Genomic DNA, 21686 nt, shown 5'->3' with positions numbered 1-21686 from the left:
AATTAAGACAACCGGTTTAGAGCTTCAGCCCTCGGCATCGAGGGCGTAACCGGCGGCCCTTACAGTGCGAATCAAGTCGGCGCCGCCGTCGTCGTTCAGCGCCTTGCGAAGCCGGCGGACATGAACGTCGACCGTGCGGACATCGATGTCGGGGTCGTGCGACCAGACGGCATCGAGCAATCGCTCGCGCGAGAAGACCCGCCCGGGATGCTCAAGGAAGAAGCGCAGCAGACGGAACTCGGTTGGGCCCAGCGCGACAGGCTTGCCGCTACGGCGCACCTTGTGGGCACCGACGTCCATTTCGAGGTCGGCATAGTCCAGCCGCTCGCCGGCCAGTGCGGGACGGACGCGGCGAAGCACGGCATTGACGCGGGCCACCAGCTCGCGGGGGCTGAATGGCTTGGTGACATAATCGTCGGCGCCGGTTTCCAGCCCGCGGATCCGGTCGCTTTCCTCGCCGCGGGCGGTGAGCATGATGATCGGGACGTTCGCTGTTTCGGGGCGGCGACGCAGCCGGCGGCACACCTCGATGCCGGAGACGCCTTCGATCATCCAATCGAGAATGACGATGTCCGGGGCCTGTTCCTGCGCAAGCAGCAAGGCTTCCTCGCCATCGGCGGTACGCGTGATGTCGTACCCCTCGCGTTCGAAATGCCAGATAAGCAGGTCCGCGAGCCTGCGATCGTCCTCGACAAGGAGGAGGGCGGGTTGATGGCGTGATGACATAGGCGTTCTTCCGCCGCCTAAGACATGGCCGTGACAATTTTATGACGCGCCCGACCCGCGGAGGGTGGGCGCATCAATAAATCATGCCGCTGGGGCGATATCGTCTTCGTTGCCGGCGACCCGCGGGCGGCGCGTGCGACGACGGGGACGCTCCACCTCGCCCTCATCGGCGACGGCTTCGACCGGGCCGATGGCCGGCGGAAGCACTTCCAGCGAAATGCCGGAGGAATCCGTGTCGTTGGCGCCGCCGTTGATGCTCAGCGCACCGTTGCGCCGCGGACGCGATTCGGCGCGGTCGGCACGCTCCGAACGTTCAGCGCGCTCCGGACGTTCAGCGCGCTCAGGCCGCTCTGCGCGCTCGACACGTTCCGTCCGCTCCGGGCGCTCCTCGGACGACGGACGCTCGTCGCCGCCCCGTTCGTCACGAGCAAAGCGCCGGTTGCGCTGACGGTCGCGATTGTCCTGACGCTCGTAGCGCGGCGCTTCGTCGCCCTGCTCGTCGTCGGAGCCTTCGGCGCCCTCCATCTCCTCGCCTTCGTCCTCGTCGTCGAACTCGTCGTCACGGGGACGGCGCTGATCCTCGAACCGCGCCCGACTTTCGCTCAGCACGCGGAAATAATGGTCGGCAAACTGCAGATAATATTCGGTCTGCACCCGGTCGCCGGCAAGCTGCGAGTCACGCGCAAGATTCTTGTACTTTTCAAGAAGCTGCGCCGCATTACCGCGCTGACGGTTGTCCTGGCGATTGCCATCGGGCCGCCCGCCCATGTTCGGGTTTCGCTGTCCCCCACGTCCGCGCCTGCGTCCGCCCTGTCGGTTATTGATCAAATCCACTTCCTTCTAAACAAGAAGAAGCTGCCCCCTTTGGGCCGTAGCCGGTCAGAGCGGCGCACCATTGCGCGGCTATGACCCTTTCGTTCCGGTCTGCGCCATTTCATAGCGCCAGACGAACGGCCGATTGCGTCGGGGGTTGGGAAGGGTGCGCTTGGATGCTTTCGAAGCGGCCTGCCCTGCACATCGATGTAGTGGGTGCGACGGCGCCTGCCAAGCCTTTTCGTTCAAGCCCAGCTCAGCAGGACCGCGCGGTCGCGCCCGCCGAGATCCTGAGCCAATCGGGCGCGGAGACCATCGCGGGCGAGGATCTCGCTTGCCGGTCCGCCCTGGTCGAAGCCGATTTCCACCGCTCCAAGGCCCGCGCGGGCGATCAGGCTCGGAAAGTCGGGCGCAACCGCGCGGATGCAATCCAGCCCATCGGGTCCGGCGAACAACGCCTCATGCGGCTCATGCTCCTTGACCCCTGGGCCGGTCACGGCCTGCTCAGGCACGTACGGTGGATTGCACAGCACCAGGTCGAAAACCTCATCGACGCCGTCCGCCCAATTACCGAGCCGGAACTCCGCTCGTGGCTCCAGACCCAGACGCCGGGCATTGGCGGCCGCGTAGGACATGGCGCGCCGCGACTGATCGATTCCGAGACCGGTTGCCTTCGGCCAGATGTCGAGGGCTGCGAGCAACAGGGTGCCAGGGCCCGTGCCGAGGTCGAGAATTCGCGCCGGTCCCGCGGTCCCCTCGAAATGCTCCAGCGCCGAAGTGATCAGGACCTCGGTATCGGGCCGCGGGATGAGCACGCCCGGCCCGACGTGGAGCTCGACGTTCCAGAAGGCGCGGCGACCGGTGATGTAGGACATCGGTTCGCCAGCCGTCCGGCGTTCCACCATCGTCCAGAAGCGGTCGGGAACGTCCCGTTCCGGTGGCGAGAGCAGCAGGCGATCCCGATCGATCCCCAAAGCTTCGGCGAGCAGCAGCTCGGCATCGAGGCGCGCGGTATCGCTGCTATCGGAAATCTTTCGGGCCGCTTCACTGAGCGCCCGTGCGAAAGTCTTCACGCTTCTTCGAGGCCCGCGAGCCGTTCGGCTTCGTCTTCCGCGATGAGCGCGGTGATCAGTTCGTCCAACCCCGGACCCTCCAGGATCGCATCAAGCTTGTGGAGCGTCAGGTTGATCCGGTGATCGGTGACTCGTCCCTGCGGGAAGTTATACGTCCGGATTCGCTCCGACCGGTCACCCGATCCGACCATTGATTTGCGCGCGCCTGCGCGCTCGCTTGCAAGCCGCTCGCGCTCCAGTTCGAACAAGCGGGTCCGAAGAACCTTCAACGCCTTGGCCTTGTTCTTGTGCTGCGACTTCTCGTCCTGCTGGATCACCACCAGTCCGGAGGGAAGGTGGGTAATGCGCACCGCGCTGTCGGTGGTATTGACCGACTGGCCGCCGGGCCCGGATGAGCGATAAACGTCGATCCGAAGATCCTTGTCATCGATCTGGACGTCCACTTCTTCCGCCTCGGGCAAAACCGCGACGGTTGCCGCCGACGTGTGAATCCGGCCACCGCTCTCCGTCGCGGGTACCCGCTGCACCCGGTGCACGCCGCTTTCAAACTTTAACCGCGCAAAGACGCCCGCGCCGGAAATCGACGCCACCGCTTCCTTGTAACCACCGACGTCGGAAGCGGAGGCGGAGATGAGCTCGAAGCGCCAACCCTGCTCCTCGGCATAACGCTGGTACATGCGCAGGAGATCGCCGCCGAACAGCGCCGCCTCATCGCCGCCCGTCCCGGCCCGTACTTCCAGCATCGCCGCGCGTTCGTCCGCCGAATCCTTGGGCAGAAGCTGAATGGCGAGCGCGCGCTCCGCCTCCGGCAGCTTGGTCTCGATGACCTGCAGTTCTTCGGCGGCGATTTCGCGCAGCTCGTCGTCCGCGTCCTTGGTCATTGCGGTCAGGCTTTCGCGCTCCGCCCGCAATCGCCGGACTTCGCGTGCCGCCGCCGCTACCGGCTCGACCGCCGCATATTCCTTGGACAAGCGGACGAATTCGTCCGGCGAAAGGTTCGGCTCCGCCATTGCCCGGGCAAGGTCATGCTTGCGCGCCTCGATGGAGGCGATCCGTTCCGACGAAATACGGGTCATGCAATCAGCGCTTCGGCCAAACTGTCCAGTGCGACGGCGCTCTGCGCGCCGCTGGCCAGATCCTTGAGCTGCACCTCACCCCGATCCAGTTCGTCGTCGCCAAGCACAACCGCGAACCGTGCGCCTGCCGCATTGGCGCGGCTCAGCCTCTTCTTCATGTTGCCACGATAGGCCATGTCGGCGGCAACGCCAGCCTGCCGCAAGACATTCAGCAGCCCGATGGCTTCGCGCTCGGCCCGCTCGCCAAGCGGCACCAGCATGGCATCCATCCGCTCGGCGGGTGCGGCATCGATCATCATTGCCAAACGCTCGATTCCGGCCGCCCATCCGACAGCCGGCGTGTGCGGTCCGCCAAGATTCTCGATCAGTCCATCATAGCGGCCGCCGCCAAGCACCGTTCCCTGAGCACCAAGCCGGTCGGTCACGAACTCGAAGGCGGTGTGTCGATAATAGTCGAGGCCGCGCACGAGCCGTGGATTGCGCGTCCAGCGCACACCCGCCGAGTCCAGCCCGGCAGTCACCTCGGCGAAGAAGTCGCTTGCTTGCGGCGTCAAGCAATCGTCGATCGTCGGCGCGTCGGCGGCAATCTTCTGGTCGCCGACATTTTTGCTGTCCAAGATCCGGAGCGGGTTGCGCTCAAGCCGTTCGCGGCTTTCTTCGGACAGGTCACCGCGGTGACCCGAGAAATAGTCAACCAGAGCCGTGCGCCATGCCGTCCGCGTTTCAGGGTCACCGAGGGTATTGAGCTGCAGCGTCACGCCTTCATCAAGGCCAAGCTCACGAAGCAGCTGATCGGCGAAGCAGAGCAGTTCGATGTCGGCCAGCGGCTCGGCGGCGCCGATCACCTCGGCGTCGAGCTGGTGAAACTGCCGGAACCGCCCTTTTTGCGGCCGCTCATAGCGAAACGCCGGCCCATGCGAGGCGACCTTGAGCGGCGCATATTGCTGCCAGCCTTCGCTGACATAGGCCCGAGCGATGCCGGCGGTCAGTTCCGGCCGCAACGTGACGCTGTCGCCGCCGCGGTCCTCAAACGTGTACATCTCCTTGGAAACAACGTCGGTGGTCTCGCCGAGGGAGCGGGCGAACACCGCCGTCGGCTCCAGCACCGGCACCTCGACCCGGCGAAAGCCGAACAGTGCCCGGACTCTGTCGAAGGTCCGGACAACATGATGCATCCGCTCGGCTTCGTCGCCGAGCAGGCTTTGCATGCCTCGGATCGGTTGAATGCTGCTGTTCTGGCCCATCGCTGCCGCAGCGCACTAGCGGGCCGCCGGGCGAAACGCTAGGCAGGCCATATGCATACCTCTCTTCGGGCAGCCGCGCTCCTTTTCGCGGCACCGCTGTTCATCGCCGCCCAGAACAGCGCACCGCAGCCGTTGCCGATAGTCGACACCATCCCGGCAGCACGTGACGTCCCTTATCCCGGAACGATCCGCCTCGATGTCGACGTTACGGACGTCGGGCGCGGCATCTTCAAGGTTCGCGAGATCATCCCGGTAGCCAATGCTGGGCGAATGACCCTGCTGCTCCCGGAATGGCTGCCCGGTCACCACGATCCGGACGGGCTGCCGAGCAAGGTTGCCGGCCTCGAGTTTTACGCGAACGGTCAGCGCATCCCCTGGATCCGCGATCCGGTGGAAAGCTTCGGCTACACTATCGACGTGCCTGCGGGTGTGCAGTCGGTCGAAGCCCGGTTCCAGTTCCTGTCTCCGACCCAGCCGAACCAGGGCCGGATCATGGTCACGCCCAACATCGTGAACCTGCAATGGGAACATGTATCGCTCTACCCGGCGGGTTATTACACGCGGCAGATTCCGATCGTCGCCACCTTGACCGTTCCGCAGGGATGGCAGGCAGGTACGGCGCTTCGGCCGACCGCGACCGAGGGCAACCGGATCACCTACGGCCAGGTCAGCTACGAGACGCTGCAGGATTCGCCTGTGATGGCCGGCCGCTACTTCCGCCGCGACAATCTCGGCCACAACGTGTCACTCGTGACGGTCGCCGAGGACGCCAAGGAGCTGGTTGCCCCGGCCGATGTGATCGCCAAACATGCCAAGATGGTCGACCAGACGATCAAGACCTTCGGCGCGAAGCACTTCGACCATTATGACTTCCTGAACGCCATCAGCGACCAGCTCGGCGGCATCGGGCTGGAACATCATCGCAGCACCGAAATCTCGACGGACCCGGGCTACTTTACGGACTACAAAGGTCATTTCTTCGACCGGAACGTGTTTCCGCACGAGTTCGTGCACAGCTGGGACGGCAAGTTCCGCCGCCCTGCGGACCTGTTCACGCCCGATTTCCGCATGCCGATGCGCAACAGCCTGCTGTGGGTCTACGAAGGCCAGACCCAATTCTGGGGCACCGTCATCGAAGCGCGCTCGGGCATGAGCAGCAAGCAGGAGGTGCTCGACAATCTCGCCATCACGGCCGCCAACCTCGACAACCTGCCCGGCCGCACCTGGCGCCCGCTGCAGGACACGGTCAACGACCCGATCATCCAGGGCCGTCTGCCGGAGCCTTGGGGCAGCTATCAGCGCAGTGAGGAATATTACACCGAAGGCATGCTGATCTGGATCGAGGCGGACGCGATCATCCGCCGCGGCACCAACAACCGGCGCGGCATTGACGATTTCGCCCGCGCCTTCTTCGGCGTTCGCGACGGCGACTGGGGCGTGCTGCCCTACACCCGCGAAGACGTCATCGCGACGTTCCAGTCCATCTACCCGTACGATTGGGCAGGCTTCTTCCGCGAGCGGGTCGACCAGCCGACGCAGCGGGCACCGCTGAACGGCTTCACGCTATCGGGGTACGAGCTTCGCTTCACCGAAGAGCCGACCGACATCTTCAAGCAGCGCGACAAGCTAAGGGAAGCGGACAGCTTCGCTTATTCGCTGGGCTTCAGCGTCGCCAAGGAGGGCCGCATTGGCGCGGTCGTATGGGACTCTCTGGCCTTTAAACAGGGGCTGCGGACCGGCGACCAGATCCTTGCAGTCGGCGACCGTTCCTATTCGGCGGACTGGCTCAAGGATGCGATCACAAAGGGCAAGAGCGGCACCCCGATCCGCATGATCGTGAAGCGGGGCGATGCGGTACGCACCGTCGAGCTTCAATATCGCGGCGGACTGCGCTACCCGCGCCTCGTCAAAACGGGGGCGGGCAAAGGTCCGCTCGACATCTTGCTGGAGCCGAAATGAACCTGGACCTTGTCCCGGCGGGATCGAACCCGCCGGAAAGCGTGAATGTCGTCATCGAAGTGCCGATCGGCGGTGAGCCGATCAAATATGAGCTCGACAAGCATTCGGGGGCGATCTTCGTCGATCGTATCCTTCACACGCCGATGCGGTATCCGGCAAACTACGGCTTCATCCCGCACACCCTGGGCGACGATGGCGATCCGCTCGACTGCCTGGTGATGGCCCGCTGGCCGTTCATGCCGGGTTGCGTCGTTCGCGCTCGCCCCATCGCCGTGCTCTTCCTTGAGGACGAGGCCGGGGGCGACGAGAAATTGCTGGCCGTGCCGGAAGTGAAGACGTCACCTTATTACGCGGACGTTCACGAAGGCACCGACCTGCCGCAGATCGTGCAGGACCAGATCGCCCACTTCTTCACCCACTATAAGGACCTGGAGCCGGAAAAGTGGGTGCGCGTCGGGCACTGGGGCGGGCGTGAAGACGCCCTGAAGGTCATCCGCGACGGGCTCGAACGGGCGTCGAACAAAGCTTAGCCGCCGGCCGGTGGTGCTGCGGCCGCAGGCCCCGTCGTCGGCGGGGCGGGCTGCGGCGCCGGGGCTGCCCGGCTGCCTTCGCCCGGCTGTTGCCCGCCGTTCCGACGGAAGAAGCTCGGCGGCGGCAGGAACTGCTTGCGCAGCGACAGCTTAACTACCCGGCCCTGGGGGTCGAGCAGATCGGGCTGATAATTGATCGGGATCAGCCGAAGCCCATCCCGGACGTTCTGCTTGCTGTCGAAGATGTTGTCGACGGAGAGTCGAACCTGCGTTCCCCGCAGCCACGGATACTTCGCGACCAGGTCGAAGCGCTGCCCGAGGTTGGCGAACAGGTTGGCGTTCACCTTTGTCAGCGGGCTGAAGCGAAGCGTTCCCGATTGCCCGCCGGTCACGAGGCTGCCGCTCTGCCAATTCGCGGCGAGGCGGAAGCCTAGCCCGTTGTTGAAGTAGCCGCCGTTGGCTTCGATTCGATGCTGCGGCCGGCCAAGCCCGCCTTCCGGCGCGAAGCCACCAAGATAGTCCAGCGCGGGAAGACCTTCGGCGATCAACGCCGTGTCCTTCAGCAGAACGGTATGAAACACGGACAGCTGCAACCGCCCGCCCTGGCGCCCACCGCCAAAGCCGCCGAACCCGCCGCCTCCGCCGCCGCGTCCGAAGCCACCGCCACCGCCGCCTGCACGGTCCGCACCGCGGCCGCCGGTCGGACCGGCGCCTCCACCGCCCCCTTGCGGGAATGGAGGCAACGGCTGACCGCTCTCCGCCGCGCGGCGGCGAAACTGCTCGATCTGGGCTTGCGACGGCCTGGCTGAGGTCAGCGGCTTGGAGAAGTTGAACCCCCAGCGGATCTCGCTCCGCTCATAGCTTTCCGTATTCACCGGCCGCAGATCGGCGCGGATCAGATTGCCGTCGGCATCACGGGTGAACCGGTCGGGGAAGGCAGCCTCGATCGCTGCCGTGATCCCGGGAAAGTTCGAGATGGGATTGCGAACTTTCGAGTGCGTGTAATCCGCCCTAAGCTCGAGATCCGTCCCTTCCAGCGGCTTGATCGTGCCACCGAATTTGAAGACGCGCCGTCGGTCGGAGTCCAAATCCGGGTTGCCGCCGCTGATCAGCTCCACCGTCGCATCGCGCCCGGTCACGAAGTCGAAGATTCGCGAGTTGGGCGTGGACAGAATGGGGTTGCCGAGCTGCGCCAGGCTCGGCGCGCCTTCTTCCTGGGTGAAGGAGGTGATCAGGTTGACCTCACGGATCGGCGACCAGTAAGCGCCAGCGCCCCAGGTCGTCAGCGTGCCGAAGTCGCTCAACCGCTCCACCTCGGCATTGGCGTTGAGTGTCAGGTTGCCGATCGCGCCTAGGAACTCGTCGCGGCGGGCAATCGGAAGATCGACGTTGACCGACGCATCGACTTCACGCCTGCCCAGATCCGTTTCGCTTGTGACCCCGAACCGCGTCGCCTTGCCATCCAGGCTCTGTGTATCGGCGCCGACACGAAGGCTGACGTTTCCGGTTCCGGCGGGCAGGCTCACCAGCGGCCCGTTCAGTAGCAGGTCGATCTCGCCATTCCGCGTGATCGTCCGCGCCCGGTCACTCACCAGACCGAGCGCCACATTTTCTCGGTCGGTGTCGGTGTTCGAACGTGAAAGCGAATATTCGCCGGTCAGCGACCAACGCCACCGGTCCTTGTTGCCGTTGAACGCGAATCCGGCCTCGCCGGACAAAGTATCGGTGTCGCGCGCCAGCGGGTCGCCGATGGAGAAAAGCGAAGGACCAAGCAGCGACTGCCCGTCCGAATATTGCACCTGACCGGAGAATGTCGATGACACGTCCTTGATGAGGTTTCGGTTCAAGGTGCCGGTTGCGCGCACTAATCGACGCGGCCCGGTTAGGGTGCGAAAGCCTCGAGGATCGACCTCGTCGCTGCTGTCCGTCTCGAAGGCGATTTCTCGTTCGCTTTCCAACAAGGCGCCGCTGCGCTCGGCATGAAGGTTGATGGTCGTACGGCTATTCTCGCCAATCATCAGGCGAGTGAGGTCGGCCTCACTCTCTGTATATCCGCCAGCCGTCGGAACACCGCCCTCGATCTGTGCGGTGGTCGAGCGGAAGCGGGGGCGAAGAACGAAGTTCACGACGCGCTGGTCCGCGCGATAGCCATATTTCAGCGCCACTTCTTCGGGCAGAATGTCGACCCGCAGGATCGCTTCCGGTGGAAGGTCGCGAACCTCGCGGAAACCCGATGTGCGCCTGCCGTTGAGCAGGATGACGGGCTGGCCGCCGCCTCGCCCACGCGAGCTTGCGGTCTGCGGGGCGATTGCCTCCAGCAACTCGGTAACACTTGTCGCGCCCGTTGCACGGATGTCGGCGGGGCTGAGTTGATTTTCCGCCGGGATGTCGCCGATCACCGCATTCGGGTCACGGCGGCCGATGACGACGATTTCATCCTCTGCCACAGCATCTTCATCTTCGACGGCTGCGACTGGGGGCGCGCCCTGCATACCAGTGCTCGGCGCCGGTTGCGAAGAAGAACCCGAGGTTTGCGCTGCCGCTGTGTGCGGAACGAGGCTGACGCCCGCCAGCAATGCTCCGATGAGAAGCCGTTTCGTATCAGTCATGGTCCTCCCGCTTGCAGGAAGCAGGTGAACGCCGGATTACAGCGGCCGGTTCACTCCACCAGCGACATTCTTACACCGACCAACGGCGGTGGCTGGCGCTTGGTGCCGCGCACTGCCAAGCTGGGCCGATACGGAGGCGCTCATGACGGGACGGTTGCTTTTCTCTTTGCTCGGTTCGGCGAGTTTAGGCGCTTGCGTCGCCGTTCCGCCACCCGAACCGCCCGCCATGCCTGTCGCCGGCGTCGCTACTTGGAACACACCGCTTTCCACGGAGACCGAGGCCGCGTTGCAGCGCATCGCCGAGTTGGACCCGGCGATCGGCTCGGTGATCGCCGTCGATCCAACTGCGGTTGAACAGGCCAGCCGCATCGCCGCGGCGGGGCTGAAGGGACCGCTTGCCGGCAAGCCGGTGCTGATCAAGGACAATATTGAGGTTGCCGGCCCTTTGCCGACCACGGCGGGTAGCCTCGCACTGGCGAACAACGTGACCAATCGCGATGCGCCGCTGGTCACGCGGCTTCGGACCGCAGGTGCGGTGATCCTCGGCAAGACCAACCTCAGCGAATGGGCCAACATCCGCTCTTCACGTTCGATCTCCGGCTGGAGCGCGGTCGGGGGCCAGACCCGCAATCCCTACGCACTGGACCGAAACAGCTGCGGCTCGTCGAGCGGGAGCGGCGCCGCCGTCGCCGCAGGCCTGGCCCGCTACGCCATCGGTACGGAAACGGATGGCTCCATCACCTGCCCGGCGTCGATCAACGGCATCGTAGGCCTGAAGCCGACCGTCGGTCTCGTCAGCCGAACGCATATCATCCCGATCAGCGCCAGCCAGGACACGGCCGGGCCGATGACGACGACTGTGCGCGAAGCCGCGGAGCTTCTGACTGCAATCGCCGGCAGCGATCCTGCCGATCCCGCAACCCGCGAGGCGGACTCGCGAAAGCGGGACTATGCCGCCGGTCTCGACCCGAATGCCCTTGCGGGCAAGCGCATCGGCGTCATGCGCTTCGCCTCGGGCTTCGGTACCGACGCATTGCTGGAAGCGGCGCTGACCGTGCTCAAGGCACGGGGCGCAACGCTGGTGGAGATCAAGGAGTTCGACGACAAGGCCATTGGCGGCAATGAATTCAGCGTTCTGCTCACCGAGCTGAAAGCCGGCCTCAACGATTACCTGAAAAGCAGCCCGGCTCCCATTCCGGTCCGCACGCTCGCCGACGTGATCGCCTTCAACAAGGCACATGCCGCCACGGAGATGCCGCTGTTTGCACAGGAGACGTTCGAGCAGGCGGAGGAAACCAAGGGCCTATCGGATCCCGAGTACAAAAAGGCGCGCGAGACGAGCTTCCGCGCCGCCGGTCCAAACGGGATCGACCGTCTGCTGAAGACGCACCGGCTTGACGCGCTGGTAGGTCCGACCATGCCGCCGGCATGGAAGATCGACGCCGTCAACGGTGACCAGATCTCGGGCGGCGGCGCGGGCAGCCTGGCGGCGGTTTCCGGCTATCCGCACCTTACTGTGCCGATGGGTCAGGTGAGAGGCCTTCCCGTCGGGCTCAGCTTCCTCGGCCCGAAGTGGAGCGAGGCGATGCTCCTGTCGCTCGGCTATGCCTATGAACAGACGCGCGGGCCGCTTCCGGGTCCTCGCTTCCTGCGCTTCATTGAGGAATCGCCGGAGGTGGCGCCCCACTTGCGCCCGGCGGTCAGCCGGTAACTCGCAGCGCGCCGATCGCGGCGACGATGGTGATGATGAGGAGGAGCCGGATCGTCGTCGCCGGCTCCCCGAACCAGATCATGCCGACGATCACGGTTCCGACCGCACCGATGCCGCCCCACACGGCGTAAGCCGTGCCCATCGGGATCGACCGCGACGCAATCTCCAGCAGGGCCATGCTGATTGTCACCGATACGAGAAATGCCAGGGTCCATGGCAGGTTGCGAAAGCCCTCGACGAAGCGAAGGCTCGTGGTGAAGCCCACCTCGAACAGTCCGCCGATCATCAGCAATAACCAGGCCATTAGATTGCAGCCTCCAGTCTGGGTGCAGATTCACCGGGGCGTCGTGCGCCGGCGATGCAGCCACCAACGATCAGCGCCGCACCGGCGACCGTGAATAGCGACACCGCCTCACGATAGATAAGCCAGCCGAACAGGGAGGCCCAAAGAAACGCCGTATATTCCGTTGCCGCCAGATAGCTGGCCTCCGCCCGCGCATAGGCCCAGGTCAGGAGCGACGAGGAGGCAACCGCAAGAATGGCGGCTAGAACCAGCCAAGGCCACTGGTTCAACGGCGGGACGGCGATGCCGGCGATCGGGATGAAACAAGCGAGTGTCGCAGTCACCACGGTGGCTTGGAAGAATGCGGCTTCCGCAGGCGACGCGACAAGGCTCTGCTTGCGCATCATGATGATGTTGACCGCGTAACAGACGGCCGATCCGAGCACGGCCAGCGACCCGAGCAACGCTTCGCGCCCGAGGTCGGCACGGGCTTGACCAACGAAGATCACGACCACGCCTGCGAAGGCCGCGAGCGAGGCGATCACCGTTCGGCGACCAACCTCTTCATGCAGAAGTGCCGCCGCGAGAAAGAGTGCGATCAAGGGTGCGATAAAGGACAAGGCAATGGCCTGCGCCAGCGGCACCCGCCCAAGCGCCCAGAAGAACAGAAAACCCATCAGCGTGCTTAGGACGCCGCGCGCAATGTGCAGTCGAAGCGTCGATGCCGACGGCGCCGGCATCCCCGGGCGCAGGTAAAAGGAGCCGGACAACCCGATCCCGATGAGGTTGCGCCAGAACATGGTGGCAAAGGTGCCGATCGCGAGAACCAGCCCCTTCATCACGGCATCCATGCCGGAAAAGAGCGCGATGCCGCTCATTCCAACCAGAAAGGCGGTCAGCGAGTCATGTCTTGCCGGAGTCACCGGCGCTGCATAGCGAGATGCGCCCCCTAGCGCAGCACCATCCTGTCGCCTTCGATCGAGACCGATCCGAATTCCGCAAGGAAGCTCTGTCCGAGCAGTGACTGACGGCCGCCGCTCAGCACTGCGGCGTCGACGCCCTGAACGTCCTTGGGTCCGAGGCTCACGCGGTCCAGGGTCACGAATTGGCCCTTCACGTCGCCGGATGCGCCCGTTCCGACAATCTCGTCCATTCGCGGGTCAAGCTGGACCTGGGCACGCTGCGCGTCTTCCCGGGTCAGCGCGATGCCGGTCGCACCCGTGTCGATCAGGAAGCGGATGGGCATGCCGTTGACCTGCGCCTCTGCATAGAAGTGGCCGTCGCCCGCACGCTCCAGAGTTACGGCACCGGTGCCCGTCTGAACCACGTGACGCGCCTGCTGACTCTGGTCCTGCTCAAGTCCGGGCTCGACAGTCAGCAGGGGTGGCGCCGTCCCGATGCGCGCACCTGCCGGACTTGCCGGACGCTGGGCCGTCGGGTCGGCAGGCATCAGCGCACCAACGGCAACGCTGCCGCCGAGGATCAGGAGAACGAGCTTCTGCATCGCCTCGCCGTAGCGCGGCGAGGTGAATCCTTTGCTAAGCCCTTGGTGATCTCGCTAATGGCTGTCGCGCGGCAGGCCCATGGTCTGGTCGATGCGCTGATATTTTTCCGCGCCTTCCAGAATTGCGCCGCTTTCCAGCTGGCCAACCAGCGAGCGCTGGATTTCCTGCCACGGGGTCTGCGAAGCAGGATATTTGTAGCCGCCCGCCGCCTCGAGATCGCGGCGACGCTGCGCCAGCTCCTCGTCGGAGATCTTGATGTCGGCGCGTCCCTGGCGAAGGTCGATGCGGACGATGTCGCCCGTCCTCAACAGGGCCAGCCCGCCGCCGACCGCCGCTTCCGGCGAGGCGTTGAGGATCGAGGGCGACCCAGACGTTCCCGACTGCCGCCCGTCGCCAATGCAGGGCAACGAGGTCACGCCTGCCTTGATGAGGTAGTCCGGCGCCCGCATGTTCACGACTTCAGCCGCGCCCGGATAGCCGACCGCGCCGGCCCCGCGCATCACCAGCAAGGTGCGGTCGGTAATTTCGAGCGACGGATCGTCGATCTTGTGGTGGTAATCCTCGGGTCCGTCGAACACGACCACGGGACCTTCGAATGCATCGGGATCGTCGGGATTGTTGAGGTAGCGGTCGCGGAACTCCTCGGAGATCACGCTGGTCTTCATCACCGCCGAATTGAACAGGTTGCCGGTCAGCACCAGGAAGCCGGCCTTGTTCTGCAGCGGATCGGCGAAGGTCTTGATGACCTTGGGATCCTCGATCTCGACGTCACGGCAGTTGTCGCCGATCGACTTGCCGTTCACCGTCAGCGCATCCTCACGGATCAGCCCGTTGCGCATCAGTTCCGCGACCACTGCCGGGACGCCACCGGCGCGGTAGTAATCTTCCCCGAGATATTCGCCCGCCGGCTGCAGGTTCACGAGCAGTGGCACGTCCAGCCCGAACTTCTGCCAGTCGGTGACATCAAGCTCGACGCCCATGTGGCGCGCGATCGCTTGCAAGTGGATGGGCGCGTTGGTGGACCCGCCGATCGCCGAATTGACCACGATCGCGTTGATGAACGCATCGCGGGTCATGATCTTGTCGGGACGCAAATCCTCCTTGACCATCTCGACGATCCGAAGGCCGGTACGATACGCATTTTCCTGGCGGTCGCGGTAAGGCGCGGGGATCGCGGCCGACCCGGGCAACGACATGCCTAGCGCTTCCGCCAGGCTGTTCATGGTCGTCGCAGTGCCCATCGTGTTGCACCAGCCGGTCGACGGTGCCGACGAAGCCACCAGGCGGATGAATTCCATGTCGTCGATCTCGCCGGCCGCAAGCATCTGCCGCGCTTTCCAGACGATGGTGCCCGACCCGGTCCGCTCGCCCTTGTGCCAGCCGTTCAGCATCGGCCCGACCGACAAGGCGATCGCGGGGATGTTCACGGTCGCCGCGCCCATCAGGCAGGCGGGCGTCGTCTTGTCGCAGCCGATCGTCAGCACCACGCCGTCGATCGGGTAACCGAACACAGTTTCGACCAACGTCAGATAGGTAAGATTACGGTCCAGCCCAGGCGTCGGGCGCTTGCCCGTTTCCTGAATGTTGTGGATCGGAAATTCGATCGCGATCCCGCCCGCTTCGCGGATGCCCTCGCGCACCCGCTGCGACAGCACCAGGTGATGCCGGTTACACGGGCTGAGGTCGCTTCCGGTTTGCGCTATGCCGATGATCGGCTTGCCGCTTCGAAGCTCCTCGAGAGACAGTCCGTAGTTCAGGTAGCGCTCCAGGTAGAGCGCGGTCATGTCGATATTGTCCGGGTTGTCGAACCAGGCGCGGCTGCGGAGCTTGGGCGTGTCGGTCATAGGCCTGCTCGGCTATTCCCAAAGCCGCCGCCATGCAACGCTTAAGGTCTGACCAATGCCTGATAAACGAGCGGCGACGCCATACGGTTCGGGTGGTCGGGCTGCCAATAATCGAAGCGCTGGACCATGCCGACAAAGATCACCTCGTTGGTCGGATCGACCCAGAACCAGGTGCCCGCCGCGCCGCCCCAGCTGTAGGTCCCCTCGCCCATCAGTCCGCCCTGGCGAACGGGATCCGCGACTACCTGAACGTCGAGCCCGAAGCCCTGCGCCCGGCTGAACCCGCCCGAGCCCTTGGCAAGCACCGCGTCCGGGAGGTGATTGCGGCTCATCAGCGCAACGGTAGCGGGCGACAGGATGCGAACCCCGTCCAGCTCGCCGCCGTTCAGCAGCATCTGGCAGAAGCGGGCATAATCCATCGTCGTCGAATAGAGCCCGGCGCCGCCGGACTCGAAGCCGGGACGCACCGTCGAATCGGGCTTGGGCCAGCCGAACACGGTCGCTGCCGGCTGGATCTTCCCGTCCTTCACCCCATTGTAGAAGCCCGCCAGCCGGCCAAGTTTGTCGCGCGGCACGAAGAAAGCGGTGTCCGTCATCTTGAGCGGCCGGAACAGCCGCTGCTCCAGGAAGTCACCGAAGCGCCTGCCCGACAGTTTGGCGACCAACGCGCCCTGGATGTCAACCGACAGAGAGTAGCTGTAGTCGCTTCCCGGTTGGAAGATCAGCGGCAGCCGTGACGCGCGGCGGACGAACTCATCCATGCTTGGCGCCACCAGCGCGGCATTGGCGCGGTACAATTTGTCGGTCGGACTGTCGGCGGAAAGCCCGTAACCGTAGCCGGCGTTATGATCCATCAGCTCGCGGATCGTCGGCGGCCGCTTGGCATCTTCCAGGATCGGCCGACCTGCACCATCGAAGCCGGTGATGACCTTCAGATCCTTGAATTCCGGCAGGTGCATGCTGATCGGATCGTCGAGGCGGAACTTGCCTTCCTCGAACAGCATCATCAGCGCGACGCCGGTGATCGGTTTCGTCATCGAATAGATGCGGAAGATGGTGTCGCGCCGCATCGGCGTCCCGCCCACTTCCTGCCGCCCGAACGTGTCGAAGGTGACGATCTTGCCGCGGCGCGCCAGCAGGGTGGTCGCGCCGGCGAACACGCCCTTGTCGACCATTGCCCCAACATAGTCACGCAGCCGTCGCAATCTCTGCGAGTCGAAGCCGGCTTCTTCAGGCGCCGCTGCCGTGGTCAGCGAATAAGGTGTGTAGCGGACCACTGGCGCGTCGTGCGCCGACGCTGGCATAGCAAGGCCGATCGCTGATAGCAGAAGCAGGATGCTGCGGGTCATGACGTGACTCCTTTCGCCGCCGAACCTGGCGCTTCGTCGATGCGGTACGCGCGGCGAACGAGATTGTAGGTTAGATCGACCGCAAGCTCCGCCGCCTCCCAGTCTTCCACACGTCCTTCCGCGACCAACCGTGCGAGGAACGCGCAGTCGACCCGACGAGCGACATCGTGCCGTGCGGGGATCGACAGAAAGGCGCGGGTGTCGTCGTTGAAGCCGACGGTGTTGTAGAAGCCCGCCGTTTCCGTCGTCATCTCGCGGAAGCGGCGCATGCCCTCCGGCGAGTCATGGAACCACCAGGCCGGCCCCAGGCGAAGGCAGGGATAATGCCCCGCCAGCGGCGCAAGCTCCCGCGCATAGGTGCTTTCATCGAGCGTGAAGAGGATGATGGTAAGGTCGGGCTCGTTGCCGACCACGTCCAGCATCGGCTTCAACGCGTGGACATAGTCCACCCGCATCGGGATGTCGGCGCCCTTGTCGCGGCCGAACCGGTCGAACAATCCCTGATTGTGGTTGCGGAAGGAGCCGGGATGGATCTGCATCGTCATCCCGTCCTCGACCGACATCATCGCCATTTCGGTCAGCATCTGCGCGCGGAACAGTTCGGCGTCCTGTGGTGACCAAGTGCCGCCCACGATGCGGCCGAACAAGGCCTCTGCCTCGACGTGAGACAGGTTGGCTGTCTGGGCTGTGGCAAAGCCATGATCGGTCGCCGTCGCCCCCGCCGCGCGGAAGTCCGACCGGCGCTTGCGGTGCGCGTTGAGATAGCCGGCCCAGCTATGAACATCCTCACCGGTCAGCTCGGCGAACCGCTGCATCGCGCCGGTGAACGCTTCATGCTCCACGTCGATGACGCTGTCCGGACGATACGTCGTGACAACCCTGCCCTTCCAGCCGGACGAGCGAATGGCGGCATGGTGCGTCAGCGGATCGTCGGCGCCCTCCGTGGTCGCCAGGAACTCGATGTTGAAGCGTTCCATCAGTGCGCGCGGCTTGAACTCTGGCGTGGCCAGCGCGGCGTTGATCGTCTCGTAATAATATTCGGCCGTGTCTGGCTCCAGCCGCACCGGGATCTTGAAGACCTCGGCGAACACATGGTCGAGCCACATGCGCGACGGCGTTCCGCGAAACAGATGATAATGATCTGCAAGCAGGCGCCACGCGGCCAGCGGCTCAGCCCGCGAAGGCCCTTCCCGGCTCGGAACGCCGAGCGCATCGAGAGGAACACCCTGGCTGTAAAGCATCCGGAATACATAATGGTCCGGTGCCAGCAGCAGTTCGGTTGCATTATTCCAGTTCGCATTGGTCGCGAACCATGCCGGGTCCGTGTGCCCGTGGGGGCTGACGATCGGAAGCCCCGCTACCTGGGCATACAAGCTGCGCGCGATCCCGCGGGTAACTGGATCGGAGGGAAAGAGTCGTTCGGGATCGAGTGATAAGCGCCGCGTCATGCCGCACGGCTATCGCTGGCTCTAGGCCTGCGCAAGCGCGATCGCCGCCTCCGGTCCCCGTTGGCCGATCGCGTTCCAAGCCGAGCGAACCTCCACGGCGTAGAGCGCATCGTCCGTGAGCCTGGCGGGAAAAATCTGCCGCAATGAGAGGAAAGCCGTCACCGGATCCTCCGACCGTGCCGCCGCCACCAACAGGTCGCGGAGCGGATCGACGATCTCCTGGCCCTCGTCGGCACGGCGGCGTATGAAGTGCATCCATGCTGCCACAGGGATTGCCAGCCCCTTGACGCTGCGCCCGCTGTTCAGCGCGGCGGCCGTCGTGTCCAGCAAACGATAAGGCAGCTTCTGCGATCCATCCCAGGCGATCTGCGACAATTTGTGCTCGATCGCAGGATTGCGGAATCGCTGCAGAATCTCGCCGGCGTAGGCGCGAAGGTCGATGGGCGAGGGTTGGAGGCCGGGGATGATGTCATCGTTGATCAGCCGCTCGACGAAACTCGCCAGCGGGGCATCGCACATCGCGTCGTACACGGTCGCGTGGCCGATCAGCGAACCGACATAGGCCAGCGTCGAATGTGCGCCGTTGAGGATGCGCAGTTTCGCTTTCTCCCACGCCGCCACGTCGCCCGCGAAGGTCACACCGGCGCCGCGAAGTTGCTCCGCGCCCTGCTGCAGCGAATCTTCGATTACCCACTGCGTGAACGCCTCGCGCGCAACCGGGATGGCATCATCACTACCGCTCGCCTCGCGAACCATCGCCCGCAAACGGTCGTCCGTCGCCGGCGTGATCGAATCCACCATCGTGTTGGGGAAGCGCGCCTCGCCTTCGATCCAGCGGGCCAGGTCCGGGTCGATCTCGCGCGCAAAGTCTTCAACGGCGCGGCCCAGCTTGCTGCCGTTCGCAACCATATTGTCGCAGCACAGGGTGCTGAATGCCGGTGTCCCGGCGCGACGGCGATCGCCCAGTCCAAGCGCAATCCATGAGACGATGCTGACGGGGTCGTCGGGGGTGGCAAGATCGTGGACGATGTCCGGGTGAGACCGGTCGAGCGTTCCGTCACCGGCCAGGCAATAGCCTTTCTCGGTGACCGTGCTGGAAACGATGCGGATTGCCGGATCACCGAGCAACTGCCGCACCGCAGCGCCCTCGCCCGGCCCGAGAAAACGGTTGTGCGCACCGATCGTTCGGTAGCTGGTCTCCGCATCGAGCACGGCAAGCGTGTAGAGGCCGTCCTGACGGCGCAGTCCCTCGACCGTTCCCGCCGACCGCAGCGACACCGCCGCGATACCCCACCGCGGATCATGCTCCAGCAAGCGATCGACGTAGTGGGCCTGGTGCGCCCGGTGGAATGCGCCCGGCCCGAAATGAACGATGCCGGTGGTCAGCCGCGCGCGATAGGCTGGAGGGGTCAAGCGTGGTCCTCGTTCTAATCAGAGTCTGCAACGCCATAGAAGCGCGCAGCAGTGCCGCCGAACAGCATGGCTTGGCCTGCCCGATCAAGGCCTGTCATCGCCGCTGCGGTATCGAACCATTCGCGATATTCGCCGGCCAGCAGCAGCACAGGCCAGTCACTGCCCCACATCAGTCGGTTCGGCCCGAAGGTCCCTAAGAGGAAGTGAATGTATGGTTGAACATCGAAGCGGGGCTGCCCGGCGCTCATTTCCGTAAACAAGCCCGACAGCTTGCAGCATACGTTCGGAAGGGCTGCCAATGACGTCATTTCCCGCCGCCACTCGTCGATCTCTCGGGCCGCGATGGGCGGCTTGGCGCCATGATCGACGACGATCGGCAGGTCGGACCAGCGCTCGGCGAACCGGCGCAGGGGCGGGAGATGGCGGGTGAATACCAGGGCGTCGAACCGCAAGCGGCACTCCACCATTGCCGCAATCGCCGGATCGAGCGCCGGGTCGGCGATCCAGTTGTCGTCGGCAAGGTTCTGCAGCATCGGGCGCAAGCCCTTGAGCTTGGGACGAGCCGCCAACGCCCGGACGGCGGCCGCCGCATCTGGCGCCTTGAGTTCGGTCCAGCCCACGACGCCGAGAATTGACGGCGTCCCTTGCGCCAAGGTCAACAGCCAGTCGGTATCAGCGTCGTTTGCTTGCGACTGAACCGCAATCGAGCCGCCTATCCCCAACGGCGCTGCGACGGCCGCCCAGTCATCGGGCAGGTAGTCACGATGAATCGTCGCCATGTCCGCGGTCGGCCACTCATGTCCATTCTTACCGATTTGCCAATAATGTTGATGTGCGTCGATCACGCCTCCTCAGCCCTCGCGTTGGAAAGCGAAAAGGCGAGAATGACGCCGAAGCAGACGGCAGGGACCAGGATCGCCAGGTGCATCGATCCGTAGACCGTGGATACCCAGCCCATGGCCAACGGCATCAGCGCGCCACCGACGATTGCCATGATGATCAGCGAGGATCCGGTCTGGGTGTAGGGGCCGAGATCCTTGACGCCGATTGCGAAGATGGTCGGGAACATGATCGACATGAAGAAGCTGATACCCGTCAGCGCGACCAGCCCCGCGTAGCCCTGCGCGAAGGCAGCGACGACCGCCAGCGCCAAACAGGCGAGTGCGAACATCGCCATTAGCCGCGCCGGATTGACCCTCGACATCAAGGCCGAACCGATGAAGCGGCCGATCATGAACAGGATTAGTGCCGCGATCACCCAATCGGCGGCATCGCGCTCGCCCATGCCGGTGGCTTCCTGGGCATAGCGGATCGTGAAGCTCCACACCCCGACTTGTGCGCCGACGTAGAAGAATTGCGCCAGCACGGCGAAGATCAGGCGCTTGTTCCTGGCCAGGCCGACGAGCGCCTCACTCCACGGCAGCGCTTCTCCCTCGTTGCGCGGCTGGGCCGTTGCCGCTGCGGGAAAACGCGTCAGTGCCACCAATGCCGCCCAGGCGAGCACAAAGAGGCCGAGCGCGACATAAGGGCCCGTCGCGGCCTGCGTTTCGCGAGCATAGAACGCCGCTTTCTCCGCCGCCGGCATCCCGGCCAGCGTCGCTTCTGAATGCTCGATGCCGGAGAGGATCCAATATTTTCCGATCAGCAAGCCGGCGATTGCGCCCGGCGGGTTGAACGACTGGGCGATGTTCAGCCTTTGCTCCGACTTGCGGCTGTCCCCTAGCACGGTGATGAGCGGGTTCGCAGCCGTCTCAAGGAAGCCGAGCCCGCTCGCGATCACGAACAGGGCAACAAGGAACATCCCATAAGTCGCAATCTGCGCCGCCGGGTAGAAGAGCAAGGCGCCGAGCCCGTACAGGCTGAGGCCCACGACGACCGCCGCTTTGTAGCCGAAGCGCCGCATGAACAGGCCGGCGGGCAGCGCCATCAAAAAGTAGCCGAGGTAGAAGGCGAACTGGATCAAGCCCGCCTGAAGGTCGGTGAGGACGAATGCCTTGGTGAATTGCTTGATGAGGACGTCGTTAAGGTTGTTCGCCACGCCCCACAGAAAGAACAGACTGACGATCAGCACCAAAGGCGCAAGCGCCGTCCGCTTCATTCCGT

Annotated in this window: 18 protein-coding genes; 3 read left to right on the top strand and 15 right to left on the bottom strand. The window is 64.6% G+C overall.

Going from position 1 to position 21686, the window contains the following annotated elements:
• Positions 1-24: 24 nt before the first annotated feature.
• The 5 genes from phoB to hisS form a co-directional block, all read right to left on the bottom strand.
• On the bottom strand, positions 25-726 hold the full coding sequence (gene phoB / locus G7077_RS07815; protein WP_166411209.1) for a phosphate regulon transcriptional regulator PhoB: 702 nt from the start codon (positions 724-726) through the stop codon (positions 25-27).
• Positions 727-807: 81 nt separating this feature from the next.
• Complete coding sequence (locus G7077_RS07810) at positions 808-1554, bottom strand: DUF4167 domain-containing protein (protein ID WP_166411208.1); 747 nt, start codon at positions 1552-1554, stop codon at positions 808-810.
• 230 nt (positions 1555-1784) lie between these two features.
• Positions 1785-2612: a peptide chain release factor N(5)-glutamine methyltransferase gene (prmC, locus tag G7077_RS07805; RefSeq protein WP_166411207.1), complete on the bottom strand. Its 828-nt coding sequence runs from the start codon at positions 2610-2612 to the stop codon at positions 1785-1787.
• Positions 2609-3688 carry a peptide chain release factor 1 gene (prfA, locus tag G7077_RS07800; protein WP_166411206.1) on the bottom strand — a complete coding sequence of 360 codons (1080 nt, stop codon included), beginning with the start codon at positions 3686-3688 and terminating at the stop codon, positions 2609-2611. Before prfA ends, prmC begins: the two co-directional genes overlap by 4 nt.
• Complete coding sequence (hisS, locus tag G7077_RS07795; RefSeq protein WP_166411205.1) at positions 3685-4932, bottom strand: histidine--tRNA ligase; 1248 nt, start codon at positions 4930-4932, stop codon at positions 3685-3687. The genes prfA and hisS overlap by 4 nt, the downstream gene beginning before the upstream one ends.
• Before the next feature lie 51 nt (positions 4933-4983).
• Between hisS and G7077_RS07790 the strand changes: the two genes are divergently transcribed.
• Positions 4984-6891 (top strand): M61 family metallopeptidase, encoded by a 1908-nt coding sequence (locus tag G7077_RS07790; protein ID WP_166411204.1) that lies wholly within the window; start codon positions 4984-4986, stop codon positions 6889-6891.
• The gene (gene ppa / locus G7077_RS07785; protein ID WP_166411203.1) at positions 6888-7421 is read left to right on the top strand and encodes an inorganic diphosphatase; all 534 of its coding nucleotides are present in this window, start codon (positions 6888-6890) and stop codon (positions 7419-7421) included. Before G7077_RS07790 ends, ppa begins: the two co-directional genes overlap by 4 nt.
• Here ppa and G7077_RS07780 read toward each other — a convergent pair.
• The gene (locus tag G7077_RS07780) at positions 7418-10030 is read right to left on the bottom strand and encodes a TonB-dependent receptor plug domain-containing protein (protein WP_166411202.1); all 2613 of its coding nucleotides are present in this window, start codon (positions 10028-10030) and stop codon (positions 7418-7420) included. The genes ppa and G7077_RS07780 overlap by 4 nt on opposite strands.
• 142 nt (positions 10031-10172) lie before the next feature.
• On the opposite strand from G7077_RS07780, the gene G7077_RS07775 reads away from it, so the two are divergent.
• Positions 10173-11741 (top strand): amidase, encoded by a 1569-nt coding sequence (locus tag G7077_RS07775; protein WP_166411201.1) that lies wholly within the window; start codon positions 10173-10175, stop codon positions 11739-11741.
• Here the strand turns inward: G7077_RS07775 and G7077_RS07770 are convergent.
• The 9 genes from G7077_RS07770 to fucP are packed head-to-tail and all read right to left on the bottom strand — an operon-like array spanning position 11731 to position 21681.
• The gene (locus tag G7077_RS07770; RefSeq protein WP_166411200.1) at positions 11731-12045 is read right to left on the bottom strand and encodes a DMT family transporter; all 315 of its coding nucleotides are present in this window, start codon (positions 12043-12045) and stop codon (positions 11731-11733) included. The two genes, G7077_RS07775 and G7077_RS07770, sit on opposite strands and share 11 nt — an antisense overlap.
• Positions 12045-12947, bottom strand: coding sequence for a DMT family transporter (locus tag G7077_RS07765; RefSeq protein WP_246167108.1), 903 nt, complete (start codon positions 12945-12947; stop codon positions 12045-12047). Before G7077_RS07765 ends, G7077_RS07770 begins: the two co-directional genes overlap by 1 nt.
• 26 nt (positions 12948-12973) lie before the next feature.
• A complete protein-coding gene (locus G7077_RS07760) occupies positions 12974-13528 on the bottom strand; it encodes a retropepsin-like aspartic protease family protein (protein WP_166411199.1) in 555 nt (184 codons plus the stop codon).
• Positions 13529-13582: 54 nt separating this feature from the next.
• Complete coding sequence (locus G7077_RS07755) at positions 13583-15373, bottom strand: IlvD/Edd family dehydratase (protein WP_166411198.1); 1791 nt, start codon at positions 15371-15373, stop codon at positions 13583-13585.
• Positions 15374-15414: 41 nt separating this feature from the next.
• Positions 15415-16722 (bottom strand): serine hydrolase domain-containing protein, encoded by a 1308-nt coding sequence (locus tag G7077_RS07750; protein ID WP_166411197.1) that lies wholly within the window; start codon positions 16720-16722, stop codon positions 15415-15417.
• Positions 16719-18170 carry a glucuronate isomerase gene (uxaC, locus tag G7077_RS07745; RefSeq protein ID WP_166411196.1) on the bottom strand — a complete coding sequence of 484 codons (1452 nt, stop codon included), beginning with the start codon at positions 18168-18170 and terminating at the stop codon, positions 16719-16721. The genes G7077_RS07750 and uxaC overlap by 4 nt, the downstream gene beginning before the upstream one ends.
• Before the next feature lie 21 nt (positions 18171-18191).
• Entirely contained in the window at positions 18192-19583 is a 1392-nt protein-coding gene (locus G7077_RS07740; protein WP_166411195.1) for a mannitol dehydrogenase family protein, read from the bottom strand.
• Positions 19584-19597: 14 nt separating this feature from the next.
• Positions 19598-20428, bottom strand: a complete 831-nt coding sequence (locus G7077_RS07735) for an amidohydrolase family protein (RefSeq protein WP_166411194.1) — start codon at positions 20426-20428, stop codon at positions 19598-19600.
• A complete protein-coding gene (gene fucP / locus G7077_RS07730; RefSeq protein ID WP_246167107.1) occupies positions 20425-21681 on the bottom strand; it encodes an L-fucose:H+ symporter permease in 1257 nt (418 codons plus the stop codon). Before fucP ends, G7077_RS07735 begins: the two co-directional genes overlap by 4 nt.
• Positions 21682-21686 lie beyond the last annotated feature (5 nt).

It is taken from the genome of Sphingomonas piscis (assembly GCF_011300455.1).
GTDB classification, from domain to species: domain Bacteria; phylum Pseudomonadota; class Alphaproteobacteria; order Sphingomonadales; family Sphingomonadaceae; genus Sphingomicrobium; species Sphingomicrobium piscis.
The sequence above is the reverse complement of the archived record's forward strand: the minus strand, read 5'-3'. Positions and strand labels throughout refer to the sequence as shown.

Coding starts and splice junctions, on each gene's coding strand:
- G7077_RS07790 (WP_166411204.1), top strand. CDS start 4,984: ATGCATACCTCTCTTCGGGCAGCCGCGCTCCTTTTCGCGGCACCGCTG.
- uxaC (WP_166411196.1), bottom strand. CDS start 18,170: ATGACGCGGCGCTTATCACTCGATCCCGAACGACTCTTTCCCTCCGAT.
- G7077_RS07775 (WP_166411201.1), top strand. CDS start 10,173: ATGACGGGACGGTTGCTTTTCTCTTTGCTCGGTTCGGCGAGTTTAGGC.
- G7077_RS07755 (WP_166411198.1), bottom strand. CDS start 15,373: ATGACCGACACGCCCAAGCTCCGCAGCCGCGCCTGGTTCGACAACCCG.
- G7077_RS07760 (WP_166411199.1), bottom strand. CDS start 13,528: ATGCAGAAGCTCGTTCTCCTGATCCTCGGCGGCAGCGTTGCCGTTGGT.
- G7077_RS07770 (WP_166411200.1), bottom strand. CDS start 12,045: ATGGCCTGGTTATTGCTGATGATCGGCGGACTGTTCGAGGTGGGCTTC.
- G7077_RS07750 (WP_166411197.1), bottom strand. CDS start 16,722: ATGACCCGCAGCATCCTGCTTCTGCTATCAGCGATCGGCCTTGCTATG.
- phoB (WP_166411209.1), bottom strand. CDS start 726: ATGTCATCACGCCATCAACCCGCCCTCCTCCTTGTCGAGGACGATCGC.
- fucP (WP_246167107.1), bottom strand. CDS start 21,681: ATGAAGCGGACGGCGCTTGCGCCTTTGGTGCTGATCGTCAGTCTGTTC.
- ppa (WP_166411203.1), top strand. CDS start 6,888: ATGAACCTGGACCTTGTCCCGGCGGGATCGAACCCGCCGGAAAGCGTG.
- prfA (WP_166411206.1), bottom strand. CDS start 3,688: ATGACCCGTATTTCGTCGGAACGGATCGCCTCCATCGAGGCGCGCAAG.
- G7077_RS07780 (WP_166411202.1), bottom strand. CDS start 10,030: ATGACTGATACGAAACGGCTTCTCATCGGAGCATTGCTGGCGGGCGTC.
- hisS (WP_166411205.1), bottom strand. CDS start 4,932: ATGGGCCAGAACAGCAGCATTCAACCGATCCGAGGCATGCAAAGCCTG.